17 protein-coding genes are annotated in these 23,867 nt (G+C 65.2%); 14 read left to right on the top strand and 3 right to left on the bottom strand.

The genetic code is table 11. The features are described 5' to 3' along the window. The first annotated feature begins 184 nt into the window (after positions 1–184). From MKI88_RS04890 to MKI88_RS04860, 7 genes are read left to right on the top strand one after another with little or no spacing between them, the layout of a single operon-like run. Complete coding sequence (locus tag MKI88_RS04890) at positions 185–1,021, top strand: alpha/beta fold hydrolase (RefSeq protein ID WP_241629839.1); 837 nt, start codon at positions 185–187, stop codon at positions 1,019–1,021. A gap of 16 nt (positions 1,022–1,037) precedes the next feature. Beyond that, positions 1,038–1,721 (top strand): hydrolase, encoded by a 684-nt coding sequence (locus MKI88_RS04885; protein WP_241629838.1) that lies wholly within the window; start codon positions 1,038–1,040, stop codon positions 1,719–1,721. 51 nt (positions 1,722–1,772) lie between these two features. Then, positions 1,773–2,042, top strand: a complete 270-nt coding sequence (locus MKI88_RS04880; RefSeq protein WP_241629837.1) for a DUF1427 family protein — start codon at positions 1,773–1,775, stop codon at positions 2,040–2,042. A gap of 33 nt (positions 2,043–2,075) precedes the next feature. Beyond that, the gene (locus MKI88_RS04875; protein WP_407073302.1) at positions 2,076–4,013 is read left to right on the top strand and encodes an amidohydrolase; all 1,938 of its coding nucleotides are present in this window, start codon (positions 2,076–2,078) and stop codon (positions 4,011–4,013) included. A gap of 3 nt (positions 4,014–4,016) precedes the next feature. Further along, entirely contained in the window at positions 4,017–4,424 is a 408-nt protein-coding gene (locus tag MKI88_RS04870) for a DoxX family protein (RefSeq protein ID WP_241629836.1), read from the top strand. Beyond that, a complete protein-coding gene (locus MKI88_RS04865; RefSeq protein WP_241629835.1) occupies positions 4,421–6,007 on the top strand; it encodes an MFS transporter in 1,587 nt (528 codons plus the stop codon). The genes MKI88_RS04870 and MKI88_RS04865 overlap by 4 nt, the downstream gene beginning before the upstream one ends. Next, positions 6,007–7,365 carry an alginate export family protein gene (locus tag MKI88_RS04860; protein ID WP_241629834.1) on the top strand — a complete coding sequence of 453 codons (1,359 nt, stop codon included), beginning with the start codon at positions 6,007–6,009 and terminating at the stop codon, positions 7,363–7,365. Before MKI88_RS04865 ends, MKI88_RS04860 begins: the two co-directional genes overlap by 1 nt. A gap of 155 nt (positions 7,366–7,520) precedes the next feature. On the opposite strand, the gene MKI88_RS04855 is transcribed toward MKI88_RS04860, so the two are convergent. Both MKI88_RS04855 and MKI88_RS04850 read right to left on the bottom strand, forming a co-directional pair. Then, complete coding sequence (locus MKI88_RS04855) at positions 7,521–9,518, bottom strand: hypothetical protein (protein ID WP_241629833.1); 1,998 nt, start codon at positions 9,516–9,518, stop codon at positions 7,521–7,523. Between the two features lie 34 nt (positions 9,519–9,552). Next, entirely contained in the window at positions 9,553–11,979 is a 2,427-nt protein-coding gene (locus MKI88_RS04850; protein ID WP_241629832.1) for a TonB-dependent siderophore receptor, read from the bottom strand. 176 nt (positions 11,980–12,155) lie between these two features. Between MKI88_RS04850 and MKI88_RS04845 the strand changes: the two genes are divergently transcribed. Continuing rightward, positions 12,156–13,214, top strand: a complete 1,059-nt coding sequence (locus tag MKI88_RS04845) for a LacI family DNA-binding transcriptional regulator (RefSeq protein WP_241629831.1) — start codon at positions 12,156–12,158, stop codon at positions 13,212–13,214. 2 nt (positions 13,215–13,216) lie between these two features. Here MKI88_RS04845 and MKI88_RS04840 read toward each other — a convergent pair whose 3' ends face one another. Next, positions 13,217–14,449 (bottom strand): sugar MFS transporter, encoded by a 1,233-nt coding sequence (locus tag MKI88_RS04840; protein ID WP_241629830.1) that lies wholly within the window; start codon positions 14,447–14,449, stop codon positions 13,217–13,219. A gap of 127 nt (positions 14,450–14,576) precedes the next feature. Here MKI88_RS04840 and MKI88_RS04835 point away from each other — a divergent pair, with 127 nt between their 5' ends. The 6 genes from MKI88_RS04835 (at position 14,577) to MKI88_RS04810 (ending at position 23,821) form a co-directional block, all read left to right on the top strand. Continuing rightward, positions 14,577–16,784, top strand: a complete 2,208-nt coding sequence (locus tag MKI88_RS04835) for a glycoside hydrolase family 65 protein (protein WP_241629829.1) — start codon at positions 14,577–14,579, stop codon at positions 16,782–16,784. Next, positions 16,781–17,434, top strand: a complete 654-nt coding sequence (pgmB, locus tag MKI88_RS04830; protein WP_241629828.1) for a beta-phosphoglucomutase — start codon at positions 16,781–16,783, stop codon at positions 17,432–17,434. The genes MKI88_RS04835 and pgmB overlap by 4 nt, the downstream gene beginning before the upstream one ends. Positions 17,435–18,119: 685 nt before the next feature. Beyond that, a complete protein-coding gene (locus tag MKI88_RS04825) occupies positions 18,120–20,549 on the top strand; it encodes a TonB-dependent receptor (protein WP_241629827.1) in 2,430 nt (809 codons plus the stop codon). An 8-nt stretch (positions 20,550–20,557) separates the two neighbouring features. Continuing rightward, positions 20,558–21,964 carry an MFS transporter gene (locus tag MKI88_RS04820; RefSeq protein ID WP_241629826.1) on the top strand — a complete coding sequence of 469 codons (1,407 nt, stop codon included), beginning with the start codon at positions 20,558–20,560 and terminating at the stop codon, positions 21,962–21,964. A gap of 14 nt (positions 21,965–21,978) precedes the next feature. After that, positions 21,979–22,854, top strand: coding sequence for a TauD/TfdA family dioxygenase (locus MKI88_RS04815; RefSeq protein WP_241629825.1), 876 nt, complete (start codon positions 21,979–21,981; stop codon positions 22,852–22,854). A 25-nt stretch (positions 22,855–22,879) separates the two neighbouring features. Next, on the top strand, positions 22,880–23,821 hold the full coding sequence (locus MKI88_RS04810; RefSeq protein ID WP_241629824.1) for a TauD/TfdA family dioxygenase: 942 nt from the start codon (positions 22,880–22,882) through the stop codon (positions 23,819–23,821). Positions 23,822–23,867 lie beyond the last annotated feature (46 nt).

The following is a 23,867-nucleotide window of genomic DNA, read 5'->3' as shown; positions in this document are numbered from 1 at the left end:
GGAAGGCCTGGCGGGTACGAAAATGGGAGAAGCAAACATGCTCGACGGACCGCACCTGGAACGCCGGCAAGTCATCGGCGGAGCCGCCGGAACGGCGACCGCAATCGCCCTTGCTGCGGTCGTCGGGCCCGGCGCCCTTTTGGCCCAGCCACCTTCCGCCTCATCAACGACAGGAGATACCCGGATGACCCAGGACTATGTGACAACCCCCGACGGCGTTTCGATCTTTTACAAGGACTGGGGGCCGAAGGATGCCACGCCCATCGTCTTCCATCACGGCTGGCCCCTGTCGGCGGACGACTGGGACAATCAGATGATGTTCTTCCGGCTGCAGGGCTACCGCGTCATCGCGCACGACCGGCGCGGCCACGGCCGCTCGACGCAGACGGACACCGGTAATGAGATGGACACCTATGCCGCCGACGTCGCGGCGCTGGCCGATCATCTCGACCTGAAGGGCGCGGTGCACATCGGCCATTCGACCGGCGGCGGCGAGGTTGCGCGCTACGTCGCGCGCGCCAGACCTGGCCGCGTCGCCAAAGCCGTGCTGATCGGCGCCGTGCCACCGATCATGGTCAAGACGCCGGCGAACCCCGGCGGCCTGCCGATCGAGGTGTTCGACGGGTTCCGGGCCGCGCTCGTCGCCAATCGCGCGCAGTTCTTCCTCGATGTGCCCTCGGGGCCCTTCTACGGTTTCAACCGGCCGGGTGCGAAGGTGAGCCAGGGCGTCATCGAGAATTGGTGGCGGCAGGGAATGATGGGCGGCGCCAAGGCGCATTACGACTGCATCAAGGCCTTTTCGGAGACCGACTTCACCGAGGATCTGAAGGCAATCGCGGTGCCGACGCTCGTCATGCACGGCGATGACGACCAGATCGTGCCGTATGCGGATTCCGCGCCGCTCTCAGCGAAACTGCTCAAGCAGGGCACGCTCAAGACTTACAAGGGGCTGCCCCACGGCATGTGCACGACGCATCCCGACACCATCAACCCCGACCTTCTCGCATTTGTAAAAGCCTGAACCAAGGAGACCCGGCATGACCGATCCCAAGCTCGAACTGCTCACGCCCACGAACTGCCAGTTGATCTTCATCGATCAACAGCCCCAAATGGCCTTTGGCGTCCAGTCGATCGACCGTCAGACGTTGAAGAACAACGTCGTCGCCCTCGCCAAGTCGGCGAAGATATTCGGTATCCCCACAACGATCACGACGGTCGAGACGATGGGATTCTCGGGTCATACCTATCCCGAGCTTCTGGCGGTCTTTCCCGATCATCCAATTCTCGAGCGCACCTCGATGAACAGTTGGGACGACCAGAAGGTACGCGACGCGCTCGCCAGGAACGGCCAGAAAAAGGTCATCGTCTCGGGCCTGTGGACCGAAGTGTGCAACAATGGTTTCGCGCTTTCGGCGATGCTCGAGGGCGGCTACGAAATCTACATGGTCGAAGACGCCTCGGGCGGGACTAGCCAGGCCGCACATGATTATGCGATGCAGCGCATGATCCAGGTCGGCATCGTCCCCGTGACCTGGCAGCAGGTGATGCTCGAATGGCAGCGCGATTGGGCGCGCAAGGAAAGCTACGACGCGGTGATGGCGGTCGTGCGCGAGCACAGCGGCGCCTATGGCATGGGCGTCGACTATGCCTATACGATGGTCCACGGCGCCGACGAACGCGTCACGCACGGACCGCGGCTCGACCCTGTCCCCGCCGCCTGATCCCTTCGCGCCGGGCACCGCCCGGCGCGAAGCCCCTTGCGGAGAACAGTGATGGTTGACTTCAAATCCTATCTGATCGCGCTCGCCGTCGGCCTGCTCGTCGGCGGAATCTACGGGTTCCTGAATGTCCGCTCGCCCGCTCCGCCGGTGGTCGCGCTCGTCGGTCTCCTCGGAATTCTCCTGGGCGAACAGATCGTCCCTGTCGCCAAGCGGCTGATGAAGGGCGACGAGGTGGCCGCCTATATCCGCACCGACTGCGCCGAACATGTCATGGGACAATTGCCGTCGGCGCAGCCGCACCAGTCCGAAGAGCGCAGCTGATGCGCGCCGCCTTGCTGGAAAGGAATGGACACCATGACCGGCCCTGATCGCCGTGCAATCCTGGTGGGCGGCGCATCCGCGCTGCTCGCGACCAACGCCTGGGCCCGCAGTGGAAGGACCAACATGCCCGATCTTCTTATCGTCAACGCCCGGGTGACTACGCTCGACCGCGCCAATCCGGTCGCCGAGGCGGTCGCGATCCGCGACGGCGAATTTCTCGCTGTCGGCAGCGAAGCCGAGGCGCGCGCCGCAGCGGGGCCCGGCGCCGATGTCATCGATGCGAAGGGGCGTCGCCTCATCCCGGGCCTGATCGATAGCCATATCCACGTCATCCGCGGCGGCCTCAATTACAATATGGAGCTGCGCTGGGAGGGCGTTCCCACGCTCGCCGATGCGATGGCGATGCTGAAGCGGCAGTCGGAGAACACCCCGCCGCCGCAATGGGTGCGCGTCGTCGGCGGCTTCACCGAGCACCAGTTCGCCGAAAAACGCCTGCCGACGATCGACGAAATAAACGCAGCCGCACCCGATACGCCGGTGTTCATCCTCCACCTTTACGATCGCGCCTTGCTCAACGCCGCCGCACTGCGCGCTGTCGGCTATACGAAGGACACTCCGAATCCGCCGGGCGGCGAGATCGTCCGCGATGCGGCGGGAAACCCGACCGGGTTGCTGCTCGCCCAGCCCAATGCGACGATCCTCTACGCGACATTGGCCAAGGGTCCGAAGTTGCCGCCCGAGTATCAGCTCAATTCGACCCGGCAGTTCATGCGCGAACTCAATTCGCTGGGCGTCACCAGCGTTATCGACGCGGGCGGCGGCTATCAGAATTATCCCGACGATTACCAGATCATCGAAAAGCTGCACCGCGACGGCGCGCTGACGTTGCGCATCGCCTATAACCTTTTTACGCAAAGGCCCAGGGAAGAGCTCAAGGACTTCGCGACCTGGTCTACCCAGGTGAAGCCCGGCGACGGCGACGACAGCTATCGCCACAATGGCGCGGGCGAGATGCTCGTCTATTCGGCCGCCGATTTCGAGGATTTCCGCGTCGAGCGCCCCGATATGCCGCCGAACATGGAAAGCGACCTCGAACCCGTCGTCCGTCTGCTGGCCGAACGCAGATGGCCGTGGCGACTCCACGCCACCTATGACCAGACGATCAGCCGCGCGCTCGATGTGTTCGAAAAGGTCAACAAGGACATCCCGCTCAAAGGGCTCAACTGGTTCTTCGACCATGCCGAGACGATCAGCGAGCGCAACATCGACCGTATCGCCGCGCTGGGCGGCGGCATCGCGGTGCAGCACCGCATGATGTTCCAGGGCGAGTATTTCGTCGAGCGCTATGGCGCCAAGGCCGCCGAGACAACCCCGCCGATCAAGCGGATGATGGCGGCGGGCATTCCCGTCGGCGCGGGCACCGATGCCACGCGCGTTGCGAGCTACAATCCCTGGGTGTCGCTGGCCTGGCTCGTCACCGGCAAGACGCTCGGCGGTACGACGCTCTACCCCGTGCGTAACCGTCTCGATCGCGAGACCGCGCTGCGCCTTTGGACCGAAGCCAATACATGGTTCTCGAACGAAGTCGGCAAGAAGGGCCAGATCAAGAAGGGCCAGCTCGCGGACCTCGCGCTCCTCTCCGACGACTATCTCAGCGTCGCCGAAAGCGAGATCGTCCACCTGCGCTCGGTCCTCACGCTGCTCGGCGGCAAGGTCGTCCATGGCGAAGGCGACTATGGCCCGATCGCCCCGGCGCTGCCCAGGCCGATGCCCGACTGGTCTCCGGTCGCGACCTTCGGCGGCCATTATCGACGGCCCGAGGGCGCAAAGAAACTCGCCGCGGCATGCGGCTGCGGCACCGCCTGTAACGTGCATGGGCATGACCATGCCGCCGCGCTCGGCGCCAATGTTCCCGCCGCCGACGTCCAGAGTTTCTGGGGCGCCTTCGGCTGCGGCTGCTGGGCGGTCTGAGTGATGACGCCTGCCGCCATCGCGCGCCTGCTCGGCGACAGCCGCTTCGCGATCCTTGCCGCGACACTGCTCACCCTCCCTTATTGGTCGAGCGGCATCGCCAAGCTCGCCGATCTCGGCGGCGCGCTCGGTGAAGCGCGACATTTCGGGCTCGAGCCCGCCGCGCTCACCGTGGGCATCACCGTCATCGTCCAGATCGGCGGATCGCTGCTGATCATCATCGGCCGCCAGGCCTGGCTCGGCGCGGGTGCGCTCGGTGTATTCACGGCGATCGCAACGCGGATCGCGCATCCCTTCTGGCAGGTAGCTGACCCCGTGGCTCGCTTTCACGAGCGCAACACCTTCCTCGAACATATCGGGTTGATCGGCGGGCTGATGCTCGCGGCGATCCTGCGCGACCGGAAAGCATGACCGAAGCCGTCGCCCCTTCGACCGCGGGTCCGCTTTCCAGCCCGGTGTTTCGCGCGCTGTGGATCGCGACGATCGTGTCGAACATCGGCACCTGGATGCACGATGTCGGTGCGGGCTGGCTGATGACGTCGCTCTCCCCCGATCCGCTGATGGTCGCACTGGTGCAAGCGGCGACAACCTTCCCGATATTCGCATTTGCCCTGCCGGCAGGAGCGCTCGCCGATATCGTCGATCGGCGCAGACTGCTGATGGGCGCGCAGCTATTCGGGCTCGCAGCAGCAGCCACGCTCGCGGCACTGACACTCGCCGGATTCACGACTGCGTGGGTGCTGCTTGTCTTTACTGCGGCCATTGCGATCGGCGCCGCCTTCTCGGCGCCCGCATTCCAGGCGATCGTTCCCGAACTGGTCGCGCAACCGGCATTGCAACAGGCGGTCGCGCTCAACTCGCTGGGCATCAACATCGCGCGCGCGATCGGCCCGGCAGTGGGTGGCGTCATCATCGCGGCATCGGGGCCGGGCGCGGTCTTCGCGGTCAACGCCGCATCGGTGGTCGGCGTGCTGATCGTGCTTGCGCGCTGGCAAAGGCATGTGCCCGAACGGCACCTGCCCGCCGAGCACATGGTCGGCGCGATGCGCGCGGGGCTGCGCTATGCGATGCGCGCGCCCGAGCTTCAGGTCGTGCTGATCCGCTCGGTCGGCTTCTTCCTTTTCGCGAGCTGCCTCTGGGCGCTGCTGCCGATCATCGCGCGGCGCGACCTCGATCTGGGGCCGGCAGGCTATGGCGGCCTCCTCACCTTCATGGGGACGGGCGCGATTGCAGGTGCAGTGCTGATGCCGAAACTGCGAGGGCGGACGGGCGCCAACACGATCACGCTCGTAGCGTCGGTCCTGCTCGCGGCAGCGATGGCGGGTCTGTCGTTCGCGGAGGCTTTCTGGACCGCATCGGCAGCGCTGTTCGTCGCTGGCCTTGCCTGGATCGCGATGATGGCCTCGTTGAACGGCGGCGCGCAGGCGACCTCGCCCGGCTGGGTGAAGGCGCGCGCGCTCGCAATCTACCTGCTGGTCTTTCAAGGGTCGATGGCTGCGGGATCGACCTTGTGGGGCTCGGTCGCATCGACAATCGGCGTGCCGTCGACGCTGCTGGTGGCTGGCGCGCTCCTCGTCGTCTTCAGCCTGCTGCTCGCCTGGCGTTTCCCTCTTGATCGTGCAAGCATGCTTGATCTCGCGCCCTCCGCGCACTGGCCGGCGCCAATCGTCGACGGCGCGGTCGAGCATGACAGCGGACCGGTGCTCGTCACGATCGAATATCGCGTCGATCCCGCGAGGGTTCCCGACTTCTTCGCCGCGATCCAGGAGATGCGGCGCATCCGCCGACGCGACGGCGCGATCCATTGGGGGGTCTATGAGGATACGTCGCAGCCGGGCACGGTTATCGAAACCTTCACCGTCGAAAGTTGGCTGGAGCATCTGCGCCAGCACGACCGCGTGACCAATGCCGACCGGGTGCAGCAGGAGTCGCTTGCCGTCTTCAACGCGGGCGACACGCCCCCGCTGGTGCGTCATTTCGTCACGCGGCGCTGATGCGTCGGCTGCTGCTCCTTGCGGCGCTCATGCCTTTCGGCGTGCATGCGCAAGACGCGCCGCAGACCAATCTGCGTTACGATGAGGATTGGTCGGTGCTGCGCGATGGCGAGCACAACGGCTGGCGACAGGTCAAATATGTCCCGCTCGACCAGCGCGGCAACGTCTGGCTGACGCTCGGCGGCGAGGCGCGCGCACGGTTCGAGGGGTTCGACAACAACCTTTGGGGCGATCCTCCAGCGCCCGACGATGGCTATCTGTGGCTCCGCGCCATGCCGCACGCCGATCTTCACGCCGGTCCCGCGCGCGTTTTCGTGCAGGGGATCGCCGGCTATGCGCGCGGCGTCGCCGCGGGCGAGGGTCCTGCCGACGAGACGGGAATCGATCTCCTGCAGGGTTTCGCCGACATCCGCCTCGACCTGGGCGCGGGCAGCAGCGTGACGCTGCGCGGCGGACGCGAGTTGATGGCGCTGGGTTCGGAGCGGCTCGTCGGCATCCGCTACGGCCCCAATATTCCGCAGGCCTTTGACGGCTTTCGGGCGATAGCCGAACATGGCCCGGTGCGCGTTGACGCCTTTCGTCTGCGCCCCGTTTCGATCGGTGGGCGCGACTTCGACGACAGGACCTCCCAAACCCGCAGGCTCGATGGCGTCTATGCAACGATCACGCCCGCAAGCGGGATCGGCATCGACGTCTATTGGCTCGGCTATGAGAATGAGGAAGCGCGCTTCGCCAACAGCACAGCGCGCGAAACGCGCGATAGCTTCGGGCTGCGCTTCTTCGGCAAGCGCGGCCATCTCGGCTGGAACTGGGAGGCGATGCTCCAGCGCGGGCATTTCGACGGCGACCCCATCCGCGCCTGGTCGCTCGCGACCGAGACCGCATGGAACTTGCCGCACGTGCCGTTCAAACCCCGGTTGCGGCTGCGCGCGAATATCGCGAGCGGCGACCGCGATTCGGAGGACACCAAGCTCGGTACGTTCAACGCACTGTTCCCCAAGGGAAAATATTTCGGCGAGCTGTCGCCGATCGGACCACGCAACATCGTTAACATCCATCCCGGCGTCGACTTCGATCTCGGCTCGGGTGTGACCGTGGAACTGACCGCCGCGGCCTTCTGGCGAGAGAGCCGCGGCGACGGCATCTACGACGTGCCCGGCCAGTTGATCCGCGCCGCGAGCGGCAGCACCGCGCGCCATATCGGCAATCAGGTCGAGATTGTGGCGGGCTGGCAGGCGAGCGACGTCCTGTCCTTTACCGCCTCGCTCTCGGCCTTTCGCCCCGGCGCATTCATCCGCGACACCGGACCTGCGCGCACGATCCGCATGGTTGGCGCCGAAGCGATGCTGAAATTCTAGAGGGGCAAGCGGACAGTTCCAACATCACATAGCATGTGCCGCCGGACCGCTTGCACGAGCGCGCGAACAATGTGCGAGACGATGTTCCTGACCAGCAGCGCTCGGTACAACATCGGGGGCGGCGAAGGCGAAGCGACGGCCAAGTGCTCGACGCCTCAATTGGTTCCGTCGAGTGCCAGGAAGACCGTGCTCCACAACTGCGCCGCATTCGACTCATCCTCGTCGCCGCTTCCCTGTCCGAATGCGGCGGGAACGAAACGGCCGTTGTCGTAGGCCCATGTCCACAGTTCGGAAGCACGCCACGCGCGCTGGGCCGCGATCAACGTCGTCAGCTTTGTCCGCGCCGCTTCGAGCCGGGCGTGCAGCGCCTCGGGCAAGTCCTTGCGCGCCAGTTGCCGCTCCACGCCCGCCAGCAGCACCGCCTGTTGCCATGACCAGATCACCGTCCCGTGATAGGCGCTCCTGCCGAAGCGCTGCCTGACCCCGGCATCGGCATAGGCCGGATTGGCGACCACAACCCCAGCCTCGGTTTCGAGCCCTGCGGGGAAGCGCGTCAGCACGACATCGAGCGCGCGCGCAATCGCGTCGGCATCGGGCGCACCGAACAGCAGCGCGAAACCCGTGTCGCTGTGCATCACCGGCACCGCCCTGCCCGCTTCGTCGAGTGCCAGCGCGTCGAAGCGGACATCGCCGCTACCCTCGGCACCCGCCGCGACGCCGATCTCTGCGGCATAAGCGCCGATCGCCTGCCCGGCGCGCGCGCGCTCGACGCGCGTCACGAAAAGCGGCGGCGCCTTTTCGCGCCAGACCCTCGCAGCCTCCCCCGCGCGCGCCAGCAGCGTCCGGTCCGGGGAGGAAAGATGGCGATCGAGCAGGCCGCTCGCGCTCAGCCGCGCGATCGCGTCGAGCGCCGCGGGGGCGAACACCGCGTTGACGTCATAGGGATACCGCCCGCGCCCCAGCCCCTCCTCGCTGTCGCGCCACTGGCCGGTGCGCCGCCCGGGCTTGATCGCCACAAGATTGGCGAAGCGCGGATCGGCAGCAAAAGCCGCCGAACGACGCACCACCCAGAGCAGGTTGCGCGCCAGCGCATCGCCCGCGCCCGGTCGTGCCAGAAAGGCGGCGGCGCGCGCGCGGCCACGCGCATCGTCGAGCAGCCAGGCCGCGGCGACGGGGGCCAGCATGAAATCGTCGTCGATCATGCCATAGTCATGGATCGGGGTATCGCCGCCCGCGCCGCCTTCTGCCCGACGACGCAGCAGCGCGAACTCGCCAATATCCTCCTCATGCGCCACCTCGCCTTCCGGAGAGAGCCGCGCCAGCACTGCGCCCAGCCCGCTTTCGACCGCATCGGGCTGGAGCACGGGCATCAGCAGCCGCACCGACATCAGCGTGTCGCGCCCGAAATAGGTGTCGAAGCGCCACGAGCCCGCGAGGAACTTCTCGCGGTAGCTGAGGAAGGAGAGCACTTCTCGCGCCCGCGTGTCATTGGCAGCGGCCGGGGTCAGCAGCGCATCGCCGCCCAGCGGGGTCAGTGGCGTCTCGCCAGTCAAGGCGCGCAAGCCGAAGCGCAGCACGCCGTCGTTGCCCGCGGCCAGTCGCAATCGTCCGTCGGCGCCGCGCGCGATCCGGCCGTTTTCGAGCGTGATTTCGAGGCGATAGCCGGGGGCGCCATCCAGCCTGTCGCGCTGCCAGATGACCGTGTTGCCCTGCACCGTCGCCGTGGTCTTCACCACATCGGGCAGCGCGCGGCTGAGTTCGAAATCGCGAAGCACGCGCACCGATGACAGCACGGCCTCGTCAACCACCAACGCATCGGCCCGCGCCTCGATCGTCGCCGAAACGCCGTTGAGCGGCCGGTCGCGTGCATCGCGCATAGAAAGCGGCGCGGCGGGCGCTAACAATTTCCACTCAATCGGCTTGTCGGCGTGTTCGAACCACAGGCCGACTCCGCTGTTTCCCGCCGGAAAAGCGACGAGCAGCCGCGGCGCGGCACCCGATCGCAGCACGAGATGCGCCGCCGTCGCGCCATCGCGCACAAAGGCGTTGATGTTGCGCCCCTCGTCGATGCGAAACGCCAGCGGCCCCGGGTCGGTCGCCCATGCCGATGTCAGCGCGACGGGCGCGATGCCCAGAAGCATCGCGCCCGCCATTTTGCTCAATCCGATGCGCAGTCGCACCGTCAGGTCAGAACTTGTAGCCGACGCTGAAGCGGAAGGACCGCCCGAGGATCGGCCGCGCCAGGATCACGCCTGCGCCCTGCGAACCGAGCGTGCGGGGATTGCCCTCGGTCAGCCCGATCTCGTCGGTGAGGTTGTCGCCGACCACCGAGAATTGCAGCCGCTCGTTCAGGTCGAACGACACACCCGCATCCCATTTATAGTAGTTGGGAAGCAGTTGCTGGTTCTCGATGTCCGAGAAGCGGTCTCCGATATAGGCGAGCGTCGTGAAGATATTGGCCTTCATCCCGCCGCCAAACTCGGCGGTGTAGGACGGGGTGACGCGCCACTGCCATTCGGGCTGACGCTGCACCTGGTTGCCGGTGTTGTCGATCTGGCCATTGTTGGAAAACAGATCTTCGTATTTTCCGTCGAGATAGGTGCCCGAAAAGGCGACCTGGAAGCCGTCGACCGGCCGGATCACGCCTTCGACCTCGACGCCGTTGGTGCGCGCGCCGCCGACCGCCGCGATCGGCGCGCCGTTGACGATCTGCGTCGTCGCCAGTCCGTCGAACTCGTTGCGGAACAGCGTGAGGTAGAGGTTGAACAGGTCGGTGGATGCCTTGAAGCCCAGTTCATAGCTGTCGATCTTCTGCGTCTGGTCGAGACCGTCGCGCAGATTGTCGAAGAAGGGGAAGCTGTTGCCCCGGCTGTAGCGCGCGAAGGCGCCGAATTCACGCGTGAAGTCGTAGTTCGCACCCACCGTCCAGGCGAGTTCGCCGTTGCGGTAATGGATCGTCGAGAAGGTGCCGTTGAGCACGGCCGTGCCGTTATCCCACAGTGTATCCGGATTGCCATCGGCATCGACACCAAAGGTGTTGTTTTCGAGCGTGCCGTCGACGCTATGATGCTGGTAGCGGAGGCCACCATCGACGCGCAGCTCGGGCGTGATCTGGTATTCGTCGACCGCATAAATCGCGACGTCGCGACCATCATAGGACGCGTTGACGTTGAAGAACGAACCGCCCGCAAAGCCGTTGCGCGTCACCTGCTGCAAGGCGCCGCTCGCGGTGTTCATGATCGTCATGTCGAGCCGCCGCGCATTGGGCTCGGCGGTGAGCAGCTGCGCGTTGCCCAGGTTCCAGTGATCGCGTGACGAATAATCGGTGTAATAGGCGCCGATCGTGAAGGTGTTGTTGCCCGTCTTCCATTCGACCGCGAGGTCGTTGACGAACGCCTCGATATCCTTGCGGACGACCCACATGCCGACGGGAATGACGAGCTGGTTCGCCGCATCGGGCACCGCCGCGCCGCCATTGGTGAAGGTCAGGCTCGAAATCGTGCCGCCGCGCGAAGCTGCATATTCCGCGGCGGTCTGCGGCGTCGTTCCACCCGGGACCATGCCGGTCGTATCGGCGCTGCCCTTCAGCCAGCTTGCCCTGTTGCGGATCGTGAAATCGTCGGCGATCTCATATTCGAAATTTGCGCCGAGGTTGACGATGTCTGCACCGCGGCCGTCGGCGAGGTCGACGCTGGTCCCGTCGTTGAGCACGCCAAGCCGCGTCTCGTTGCCCGCAAAGGTGCCCGTGCCTGCATCGAAGCCTGGGAAACCGCTGATCTTCTTGCCGTCCTGGATCACCGGGATCGGCAGCAGCCACTGGCCGCGATCGTTGAGATAGCGGCCGAACACGAGCAGCGAGCCCTTGTCGAAATCATGCCGCACATTCGCGGTGATCTGACCGCCCTTCTCCGCGGTGAACTGCGCATCACGGATACCGTCTGAGGCCGCGTAGTAGCCGCCGACCATGAAGGTCGTGCTCGGCCCGATCGGTCCCGAGACATAGCCGTCCGCGCGAAGCTCGCCGAAATCGGTGCCCGACAGTTTGAGCAGCCCTTCGAAGTCCTGCTTGCCCTCGCGCTGGACGAAGTTGATCGTCAGACCGGGCTGCCCCGACGAAAAGAGCGCGCCCGTGCCGCCGCGAACCGCCTCGACGCGATCGAGCGTCTCGTCGACACGGATGAGCTGGCTGTTCTCGAGGAAGGAGAGCGTCGGCGGCGGGAAGAAGGGGACGCCCTCGGTGTGGAGCGTCACGAACTGCGCGTCGCCGCCCGAGGGGAAGCCGCGGACGAAGATATTGGCGCCGTTCTGGCCACCCGAGCTTTCCGACGACACGCCGGGAATGACCTTGAACAGGTCGGCGGTGCTCGCGGGCGAAACCTGGTCGATCAGCGCGCTGTCGACGGTGGTGACGGCAAAGGCTGCGTCCTGCCGGCGCGTACCCGCACCCGCGGTGCCGGTGACGATGATCTCCTCACCCTCGGTGGCCGGCTCTTCAGCCTGGGACTGGGGCGCAGGATCCTGCGCAAAAGCGGCAGGCGTCGCGGCAAGCGCGGCTGCCAATGCGATCAGCGCGGCGCCGGAACGACGGGCAACAAGGCTGGATTGGGGAAGCATCTTATCCTCTCCTGTAACGTGATGGCGCCGTTGATCGGCGCACCGGATTGAGGGCGACGCTATGCGAGACTGAAATGCATTTCAAGAATGTTGTTTCAGAAATGCGGTGCAAGCCTCTTTTTCCCGGGCACTGAAGCGGATATGCAACAGCTATGAAAATGACCGGGCGATGATCGATGGCTGATAGCGGCAGCAGCGAGGGCAGAAAGCGCGGCCCCGACCGCCAGTCCCGGTCGATGGCGGTCAACATGGCCGACATCGCGCGGCTCGCCAATGTCTCGAAACCGACGGTCTCGCGCGTACTCAACGGCAGCGCGCTGGTCAGTGCAGAAACCCGCGACCGCGTTCTCGAAGTCGCGCGCGAGCATGGCTATGCGGTCAATCGCAATGCGCAGAAGCTTCGTCAGCTGCGGACCGACACGATCGCGGTGATGCTCGATTTCGGATCGCATCGTGGCCGCGGCAGTATCGCCGATCCCTTCATCTTCGAGCTTTTGGCCGGCGTGTCCGAGGCGCTTTCGGTGCGCAACCAGGACGTGCTGCTCTCCCCCGCCGGCGTGACCGATGCGCGCACCTGTATCGACCTGCTTCGCTCGCGCGCAGCCGACGGCTTCATCTTCCTGGGCCAGGGCAATCGCGAGAAGATGCTCGGCGAACTGGCGCGCACCGACACACCCTTTGTCGTCTGGGGCGCGGTCTGCCCCACCAATGCCTATTGCGCGGTGGGCAGCGACAACCGGCTCGGTGGGCAGCTCGCGGGCGAGCGCTTCGTCAAGCGCGGCGCAAGGCACTGGCTTTTCGTCGGCGACACCAGCCATGCCGAGATCCGCCTGCGCTATGAGGGCATGCGCGCCGCCGCTGCGAAGGCCGGCGCCGAGGTCGCGATCGACCAGCTCAGCGTCGAGCACATGGCCTATGCCTCCACCCATGCCGCCGCCAGGGCGTGGATCGCCGAGCACGAGCGTCCCGATGCCGTGCTCTGTTTCTCCGACACCGCGGCGATGGCGGTGATCAGCGCCTTTCGCGAGGCGGGCCATGTCGCGCCACGCGACTATGCGCTGGTCGGCTACAACAATATCCCGCCCGCGGCGCACTTCACCCCCGCGATAACCACGATCGAGCAGGAAACGCACATTGCGGGCTCGATCCTCGTCGAGAAGCTGATGCAGCAGATCGATGGCGGGCGTGCCAAATCAGCGATGCTCCCGACGCGGCTGATCGTCCGCGAGACCTGAGGTCATGCCGCCCGATCGGTCAGGCGCTTGAGCGCGGTGATCGAAATTGCAACGACGGCGATCGGGATCAGCAGCAGGTAGAATGCTCCCGCCCCCTCGAATGCCGCGAAGACGCGGCCGATGATGAACGATCCGGTCGTTCCGCCAAGCGCCGAGAACACGACGATCAGGCCGACCATCGAAGACTGGTTGGCGGGCGGCATCGCGCTCAGGATCGCCGAATTGATCGCGGGATATATGGGCGCCATGAACAGCCCGATCAGCGGGAAGACAAAGGCGGCGACGGGTGCCCCTGCCCAGCTGTCCACGGCTTCACCGCTCGCCGCATTTGCCAGCGGCAGCGCCACGACAATCAGCACCGCCATCGCGCCAAGGCAGGCGATGAGCAGCGGATACCAGCCCGTCCGCCGGACGATCGCGCCGGCCCCCAGACGCCCTACGGCAAGCCCGACCGCGAAGATCGACGCGGCCTGCACGCTCATCGGCGCAGACAGCCCGAGCAGTTGACGGTTGAAGGTCGGCAGCCACGTGCCGATCCCCTGTTCGATCAGGACATAGAGGAACACCGAGACGATGAAGACGATCGTCAGCGGCCGTGCGGCGAGGCGCAGCATCGCGCCGAAATCGCTGGCGGGCGAATGCGTGCCGACTTCGTCATGCGCGCGCGATTCGTCGAAGCGTGCTGTCGCAAGTACCACGATCGCCGCTGCGCACGCCGCCGCGAGTACCCAATAGACCTGGAGCCAGCGCGGCGAGGACGGATCGCCATGATCGATGAACGCCGCAAAGATCCAGTAGCCGCCGAGCACGCCCAGCATGAACACGCCTTCGATGACGTTGAGCAGGCTGGCGTGCTCCTTGCGCGTCTCGGTCAGCAGGCCAACCGAGGAATAGACCGCGACCTTGACGATCGCGAAGCTCACCCCGATCGCGAAGAACAGCAGCCGCGTGCCCCAGAAGGCATTGATCAGCGGCATCGCGGTGCACGCGGCGCCCACCACCGCCAGCCCGACGATCATGCCCCGTCGATAGCCGATGCGCGGTAGGAACGAGGCAATCAGGAAGCTCGTGATCGCGATCGGCAGATCCTTGAACGCCTCCAGCGTGCTCGCCGTGACCTTGTCGATCCTGAAATATTCGATCGACTGGAGGATCACCGTGCCGACGCTGTTGAGCAGGATCGCGAAGATCGCATAGCTCAGGAAAATGCCGATTTTCAGGCGTGCCGCAGTCATCCGTCCTCCCTTCGCGCGTCGCACCTTATCGATTGTGCGCTTGCGCCGCGCGCCCGATCTATTATGAAATGCATATCATAGCAAATCGTCACTGCACGCGTAGGACGGCCAGGGAGAAGGATGGATCGTGGGAGCAAGGTTGCCCGAAGCGGCGTTCGAAGCCATGCGTTTTTCGGGTGATAGCTGGCATCTGGCTGCTGAGGGCGCGCAGATGGACGCGCCGCACCTCCCCTCGATCTTCGTCCTTGGCAACGGTTTCATCGGCGTTCGCGGCCCCGGCGAGTCGGCGAACGCACCGCGCGTCTATCTGAACGGCGTCTTCGAACGCGTGCCCATCGACTATCACGAAGGCGCCTATGGCTATGCGCGGGAGAGCGACACGCGGCTCGCCGTCGCCGACGCCACGCGCCTCGACATTGCAATCGACGGTGTTGCGCTCGCTGGCCCCGACATGGCCACGCTCGACATGCGCGGTGGCCTGCTCATCCTGCAGTGGAACATCGGCGGTGTCACGATCCGCAGCGAGCGTCTCATATCCTTTGCACGTACCGCGATTGTCGCGACGCGACTGGAGTTCACGGCGACTTCGGAGGCACGTATTTCACTGCGCGGCGGCGTTTCCGATCCCGCAGCCCCTGTCGCAGCATCGGAGGAAGCACCCGCGATCTACGATCCGCGCGTGACGCCCGAAATGGCTGAGAGCCCATGGCAGCCGCAATTGATCGTCGACCAGGACGGTATCGAAGGCCGCGTCGATGGGCTGAAGCAAAGTGGCTTTGGTGTCGCGGCCCTGGTGACGCGCGCGTCCGAAGAGATTGTTCTGACGGCGGGCGAAACCCGCACGATCATGATCCTCGCTGCCTATCACGCCGCGCGCGATGAGGCTCCGGCCTCGCTCCTCGCGGCGGCGCGGCGCGATCTCGAGGCGGCGGCACATGCCGGGTTCGATGCGTTGGTGGCCGAGCAGGCAACTTGGCTTGGAGCGTTCTGGGAGGATGCCGCGGTGCATTTCCGGACGTCGCCCAAGGCCGAGCAAGCTGTGCGGCATTGCCTTTTCCAGCTCGTCCAGGCGGTGGGGCGCGACGGGGCGAGTTCGATCGCCGCCAAGGGGCAGACCGGCGAAGGCTATGAAGGCCATGTCTTCTGGGACGCGGACAGCTACGTGCTCCCCGTCTTCGTCTATACCCGTCCGGAGATCGCGCGCGCGATGCTGGCCTGGCGCATCTCGAAGCTGGGGCCAGCGCGCGAAAATGCGCGCGCACTTGGGCACGCGCGCGGCGCGCTCTATCCTTGGCGCTCGATCGCAGGACGCGAATGTTCGGCCTTTTTCCCCGCGGGGTCCGCGCAATATCACATCAACGCCGACATCGGCTATGCGCTGAGACTCTATGTGGAGACCACCGGCGACACATCGATCCTGGCAGAAGGCGGGGCGGAGATGCTGGCGGAGACTGCGCGGATCTGGCTCGATCTCGGCTTTCACGATCCCGCGCGCGGCGATGCCTTCGTCATCAACGGCGTCACGGGCCCCGACGAATATACCGCGCTCGTCGACAACAACCTCTACACCAACATGATGGCGGCCGAGCATCTGCGCTACGCTGCCGATATGGCGGCCGACCAGCTTGCCCCCGGCGAGGCGGAGGCGATGCGACGCGCCGCGGACTCGATGCTGCTACCGATGGACGAGGCACGCGGCATCTACGCGCAGGACGACAGCTTCTTCACCAAGCCACGCTGGCCGATCGAGGAAACGCCCGCGGATCAGTATCCGCTGCTTCTTCATTTCCACCCGCTCGCCATCTATCGTCACCGTGTCGCCAAGCAGGCCGACGCGGTGCTCGCCACCGTCCTGCTGCGCGATTGCTTCGATACGGACATGCGCCGCCGGATGCTCGACGAATATGAAGGCATCACCGTCCATGATTCGACGCTGTCCGCCAGCGCCTTCGCGGCCGCGGCGGCTTCAGTGGGGGATGCGACGCGTGCCTTCCGCTACTGGCGGGTATCGACGCTCACCGACCTGGAAGACCTGTTCGGCAACAGCGACCACGGGCTCCACATGGCCGCGCTCGCGGGTAGCTGGAACGCGCTTGCGATCGGCTTTGGCGGCCTGCGCACGTTGGACGGCAAGCTCGGTTTCAGACCCATCGCTGTGCCCGAACTACATGCCTACGCCTTCCGCATCCGCTATCGCGGGCGCGCGATCGAAGTGTCGGTCGAAGGCGATCGCGTAACCTACACTCTGGTTTCGGGCGATGCGGTTGTCATGTGGCATGGCGACGATGAATTCATGCTCGGCGCGGAGCCCGTTGTTCGCGAGGTGGTGGCATGACGCGTTTCCGGGCAGCGGTCTTCGACCTCGACGGCGTACTCGCCGACAGCGCGGTCGCACATTTCGCGGCATGGAAACGCATCGCCGACGATCTTTCGATCCCGTTCGACGCCGAGGCCAATGAAGCGCTCAAGGGTGTCGATCGCATGGGCTCGCTGCGCCACATTCTCGCGCTCGGCAATGTCACCTTGCCCGAAGCCGAAATGGTCGCGATCGCAACTCGAAAAAACGGCTATTATCTCGACGCCGTCGCCGCGATGACGCCCGCAGACCTGCTCCCCGGCGCAGCCGCACTCGTCGCGCGCGCGCGCGCGCTGGGCATGAAGACCGCGATCGCCTCCGCCAGCCGTAACGCGCCGACGCTTCTTGCGCGGCTGGGGATCGCATCGGACTTCGATTTCATAGCCGACGCGGGCGCGGTCGCGGCATCCAAGCCCGCGCCCGACATCTTCCTCGCCTGCACGGAGGCGCTCGGCGTCGCTCCAGGCGATGCGATCGGCTTTGAGGATTCGGCAGCGGGAATCGAGGCGATCCTGGCCGCTGGCATGATCGCGGTGGGAATCGGCGTCGCGTCCACACTCGCCCGTGCGCACATCGTTTTTCCGACAACCGCCGAGGCGGATCTGGACGCAGTGATCGCGCGCTTCTGAAGCGGCTACGACAACACAGCCATGGAATGCCAGCCAGGGGCTGGCGCCCGCCATATTCGCCGCGTCACTGGCGGCACCCGCCGACAAAGTCGGACACTCGAAGCCCGTCCTAACCACCAGACGTTGCAGGCAGGCTCGCGGATCGGCGTGCGCAACTTGCGCGGCAGCCATCCGCGCATAGCGTGCAGCCCTCGAACAATGCATCAGTTCGGCAACCCGGTCGACCGCACGCTCAGCTTGCAGTTCGGCTTTCCCTATCTGAACTTTGTCGGCGCGAAGCAAATCTTCCCTTGACCGACTCATTCTCTACCATTTAAGTCAACATACCGGATAGCGAGCGGCTTGGCCAGCTGCTCGGGCGCAAATGTGCCTCCGGTTGGCCCGCGGCTTTTGAAGGGATGCAGCTTGCTCCGCGTCAACAACGGCTAAAGCGCGATGCAGGGCAGCGTGACGCCCGGCTTCGTGATCCCCCCATTTTAAGGGGAAGTGACGAATGCGAAGACACGTTTTCAAGACAGGCTGAACGATTCCGGCTGACGCGTGACTCGCAGCGCCATGTCCGCATCCGTGCGGTCGGGCAATGCACCCGCGTGTCCCGAAATTCAGGACAATTTTGACTGCGCGCCACTGCGCGCGGCGTCGGAGGCGTGCGCGCTTCCGGCCTTGGGGGACTGTGAACCAAATAATGCGTAAATCAACGACAAGCCATCATGCCACCTTCGCCGCTGCCACCGCGCTTCTGGCGCTTGGCGCCGCGCTCGCCTTTCCCGCGGCTGCCCATGCCAATGCGGCTGCCCATGCCAATGACGTCGACTCGCCGGCTGCGCCCGTGCTTGTCGATGCCGCAGTCGATACCGCCGACATCGCCGAAATCACCGTCACCGCCCGCCGCCGCGAGGAAAGCGCGCAGGACGTGCCGATCGCGCTCAGCGTCGTCGACGCCGGCGCGCTCGAGGCGACGGGCAATTTCACGCTGGGTCAGGTCCAGCAGCTCGTTCCCAGCCTGCAGGTGTTCAGCTTCAATCCGCGCAACACCAACATCAACATCCGCGGCCTCGGCTCCAACGTCGCGCTGACCAATGACGGGCTCGAGAATGGCGTCGGCATCTATATCGACAATGTCTATTATGGCCGCGTCGGCCAGTCGCAGTTCGATCTCGTCGACCTTCAGCAGATCGAGGTGCTGCGCGGGCCGCAGGGCACGCTGTTCGGCAAGAACACGACCTCGGGCGCGATCAACATCACCTCGCGCCTGCCGAGCTTCGACCCCGAATTCTCGGGCGAGGCGACGATCGGCGACTATGGCTATCATCAGGTACGCGGATCGGCTTCTGCACCCATATTGGGGGACAGCGTCGCCTTCCGTCTGAGCATCGCCGACACGCACCGCGACGGCTTTCTCTACAACGTCACCAAGCAGCGGCACGCGCAGGATTACGACAACTTCACCGCGCGCGCGCAGTTGCTGATCAAGCCCGATGCCGATGTCGCAATCCGCCTGATCGGCGACTTTTCGCGGCAGCGGCAAAACCATGTGCTCAATGTCTTCGCCACCGTATTCGACCGCTATGACAATGGCGCGCTGATCGCGAACAATTTCCACGATCGCGCGGCGCGGGCGGGGTACACACCGCTGCCCATCGCGCCCTTTGAGCGGCTGGGCGATGCCGACGGGCACTATCAGTCCAACATGGAAGGCTATGGCCTGTCGGGGCAGGTCGACTGGGATTTCGGCAAGCTCGCGCTGACCTCGATCACCGCCTATCGCTGGTGGGACTGGAACCCTGCCAATGACGGCGATTCCACCGCATTACCGATCATCACCAAGGCGCAGCAGGCCAATCGTCAGCGGCAGTTCAGCCAGGAACTCCGGCTCGCTTCCACGGGCAGCAACACGATCGATTATGTCGTCGGCGCCTATTATTTCTGGCAGATCGTCCGCGGTTATGGCGCCACCGCCTATGGATCGGCGGCAGCAAACTGGAACCTGCCCACGGTGCCGGCGGTCATCGGCAATGCGGCGCTCAACGGCTTCGAGGCCAATTCCACTTCGACGCCCGAAACCAAGAGCTTTGCGGTCTTCGGCCAGGCCGACTGGAACATCAGCGACGCGCTGAAGCTGACGGCGGGCCTGCGCTTCACGCACGAGAAGAAGTCGGGCGCGTTCGAGCAATTCCATGTCGCAGGCATCGACCTGTCGACCTTGCCCGCCGCCCAGGCCGCAGCAGCACTCGCGATCCGCAACCAGTTCAACCCGGTCACCAGCTTCTCGACGAGCTTCAGCGACGACAGTCTCTCGGGACTGATCAGCCTGTCCTACCGGGTGGCGCAGGACGCGCTGGTCTACAGCACCTATTCGCGTGGCAGCAAATCGGGCGGCCTCAACCTCTCCGCGCTGCCGCCGGGTATCGAACCCGATATCCGCCCCGAAGAGATCGACAATTTCGAGGTCGGGCTGAAGAGCCAGTGGCTCGATCGCACGCTCACCTTCAACCTCGCCGGCTTCTGGACCGAGGTCAGCGACTATCAGACCGCGATCACCGAGCAGGTCCAGAACACCGTGAACTTCCGGCAATATATCGCGAATATTCCCAAGGTGCGTTCGCGCGGGTTCGAGGCCGATCTGGTCTATGCACCGACCGAGTTGGTGAGCTTCAACGCTTCTGCCTCCTATACCGACGCCACCTATCGCGACTATCGCAACGCGCCCCAGGCACAGGAGAATCTCAACCTGGGCGGTATTCAGGACCTGACGGGCGAGCAACTCTCGGGCTCCCCGAAATTCACCTATACGCTCGGTGCAGATCTCGCCCAGCCCGTCGGCGAATGGGGCGGTCAGGGGGTCGAGGTGTATGGGCATGGCGATTTCTCGCACCGCTCGTCCTTCAACACATCGGCGACCAACTCGCGCTACGCGCAGATCGCGGGATATGGCCTGCTCAACGTCCGCTTCGGCATCCGTTCGGACGACGATCAGTGGGATCTCGCGGTTTGGGCCCGCAACCTGACCGACGAGAATTATTTCCTGACGCTCAGCCCGGCCAACACCGGCGCCGTCACCGCACTGGTCGGCGAGCCGCGCACCGTGGGCGTCACCCTCCGGACCAAATTGTGAGGTGAACGATGGCGACCGTGCTTCCCCTTGGACGTGCCTCTTCCACCCCGGCGGCCGACGCGACGGCTGACGGCGAAAGGCTGGATGGCTGGCGCCTCGCTGCCTTCTCCTCCTTCGCAGTTCCGATTTATGCGGCGCAGATGCCGCTGGGGGTCCACGTCCCGGCGATCTACGCGCAGCACTATGGGATACCACTGGCCACGCTCGGGCTGTTATTCCTGTTCGAGCGACTCTGGGGCGCGGCGACGGATCCGCTGATCGGCCTGTTGAGCGATCGTACGCGCAGCCGTTTCGGGCGCCGCCGACCCTGGATCGTCGCCGGTGCTGCGCTCTATGGAATTGCGGCGGTTGCACTGTTCTTCCCATGGGGCGGGGTCAGCGCAGTCTCGCTCGGGATTACGCTGTTCCTCTTCTACCTCGGCTGGTCGATGATGCAGATCCCGTGGCTCGCCTGGAGCGGCGAGATTTCAGGGCGCTATCACGAGCGCACGCGCATCGCGACCTATGGCACCGTCGCGGGATCATCGGCGCTGCTGCTTGTTCTCATGCTGCCGACGATCATCGACCAGCTTCGCCCCGGCGACGCTCCGTTGAAGCTTGCCGCGATGGGCGGCGTGGTGCTGATCTCGCTTGTCGTCACGCTCGCTCTCGTGCTGCGCGCCTTTCCCGAGACGCCCGCCCCCGCCGTCCCCGTCGCGCGGCTGCCCTTCCGGCAGGCCGTCGCGCTCATCGCACGCGAGAAGCTTCTCCTGCGCGTCATCGGTTCAGACTTTGCGGTGACCTTCGGCCAGCTCGTACGCAGCACGCTGATCGTCTTCTTCGTGACGAGCTATATGGGCCGACCCGAATGGGCGAGCGGACTGTTCCTGCTCCAGTTCGTCTTCGGTATCGCCGCGGGGCCGATCTGGATGCGGATCGCGCTAACGCTGGGCAAGCATCGCACCGCGGTGCTGGGAGAACTCGTCCAGGTCGCGATCAATCTCGCGCTGTTGCTCGTCGCTCCTCACAATTTCGCGCTGCTGCTCGCGCTCACCGTGGCGCAGGGTCTCGCGCAGGGCTCGGGCAATCTGATGCTGCGCGCGATCGTCGCCGACGTCGCCGACAAACACCGGCTCGACACGGGCGTCGACCGCACGGCGCTGTTCTTCTCTGTGTTCAGCCTCACAAGCAAAGCGGCGATGGCCGCGGCCGTCGGCGTTGCGCTCCCGCTCGTCGCCTGGCTCGGCTTCAATCCCAATGGCGCCAATACGCCTGAGGCACTGACGGGTCTGCTGCTCGTCTTCGCGCTCGGCCCCGCCATCGCGCACGCAGGCTCGGCCTGGCTCATCCACGGTTTCCCGCTCGACCAGAACCGCCACGCCGAAATCCGCCGCGCGCTCGACGCGCGCGAGCACGGCCTCATCCCCGCCGAATGAAAGGAGTAGTTGCCATGACCATCCACCAACGCAATTTCGAGATCGACGACAGCCTGTTCGACATCACGCCGCTCCAGCCCAGTCTGGGCGCGCTGATCACGGGCATCGACCTGGCGGAGCCGCTGGATGAGCCGCGTCTTGCCGCGCTGCAGGCCGCACTGCTGCGCTACCGCGTGCTCTTCTTCCGCGACCAGAACATCACGCGTGAACAGCATATCGCTTTTGGCGCGGCCTTTGGCGATCTCGAGGTCCATCCCGTCTTCTCGCATCCCGACTACCCCGAGATCCTGCCGCTGATCTCGCGCGATTTTGTCGGCAAATATCGCCAGACGACCGACAGCAACTGGCACGCCGACACCACCTTCCGCGAGGCGCCGTCGGCCGCCTCGATCCTGCGCGCGCATGTGTCGCCCTCGCTAGGCGGCGATACCGTCTTCGCCAATGCGGTCGCGGCATATGAAACGCTCGACGACGAGATCAAGCAACGGATCGACGGTTTGACCGCGATCCACGATCCTAGCGTCTTCATCCAGTTCCTCGACACCGAGGAGAAGAAGCAGGCGCTGCTCAGCCAGTACCCGCCGGTGGAACACCCGGTCGTCCGCATCCATCCCGAGACCGGCGAGAAGGTGCTCTATGTCAATTCGGTCTTCACGCGGCGCATCGTCGGGCTCGATCCGGCAGAGAGCGACGCCCTGCTGGCGAAGCTCTTCGATCAGGTGAAGCGTCCGGAATTCCAGGTCCGCTGGAGCTGGCGCCCGGGCTCCATAGCCTTCTGGGACAACCGCGCGACCCAGCACTACGCCGTGCCCGACTATAACGAACCGCGCCACATGGAGCGCGTGACGATCATCGGCGACCGGCCGCTGGGCCCCGATCTCGACATCTGAAACCCGACACAAAGGAGACATTGCCATGACCGTGCTTACACATGACTTCATCAACGCCCGCGAAACCGAAAACCCGCTCGACATTGTTCCCGTAGCCGGCCGCATCGGCGCGGAGATCCGCGGCATCGCGCTTTCGGGGGATCTCGACGATGCGACGATCGCCGCGATCCGCGCGGCGCTCGTGCGCCACAAGGTGATCTTCTTTCGCGATCAGGTCGAGCTCGACGACGCCAGGCAGGAAGCCTTTGCCGAACGCTTCGGCAAACCCGTCGCGCACCCCACCGTTCCCGTCGTTCCGGGCAGCAAATATCTGCTCGAGCTCGATTCGAAGGAAGGCTATGCGGCGTCGAGCTGGCACACCGATGTCACCTTTGTCGATGCCTATCCCGAAGCCTCGATCCTGCGCGCCATCACCATTCCGCAAGCAGGTGGCGATACGCTCTGGGCCAATGGCGTCACGGCCTATCAGGAACTGCCCAACAGTTTGAAGACGCTCGTCGACGGCCTCTGGGCGCTGCACACCAACGCCTATGACTATGCGGCGACCTTCTCGGGCGCGAGCCGCAAGCAGCTCGAGCAGCACCGCAGCGTCTTCGCCTCGACGGTCTATGAAACCGAGCACCCTGTCGTGCGCGTCCATCCCGAAACGGGTGAGCGCGCGCTGCTCCTCGGCCATTTCGTCAAACAGTTCGTCGGTTTCAACGGCGCGGATTCGCAGCGGCTCTTCTCGATCCTCCAGGATCACATCACCAAACCCGAAAACACGGTGCGCTGGCGCTGGCGCGCGGGCGACGTCGCGATCTGGGACAACCGCTCCACACAGCACCGCGCGATCGCCGATTTCGGGCTTCAGCGCCGCACGCTGCGCCGCGCCACGATCGCTGGCGACGTGCCGGTCGCTGTCGACGGCAGCCGCAGCCGCGTGATCAAGCCTGAGCCCACCGTGGCGCTCGAGGCCGCCGAATAACCGGGAGTCCCTCTCTCTCCCGGGGATTGCCTGGGCCGCGTTTCAT

The sequence above is a fragment of the Sphingomonas sp. LaA6.9 genome (assembly GCF_022601895.1).
Classification (GTDB): Bacteria; Pseudomonadota; Alphaproteobacteria; order Sphingomonadales; family Sphingomonadaceae; genus Sphingobium_A.
The sequence above is the reverse complement of the archived record's forward strand: the minus strand, read 5'-3'. Positions and strand labels throughout refer to the sequence as shown.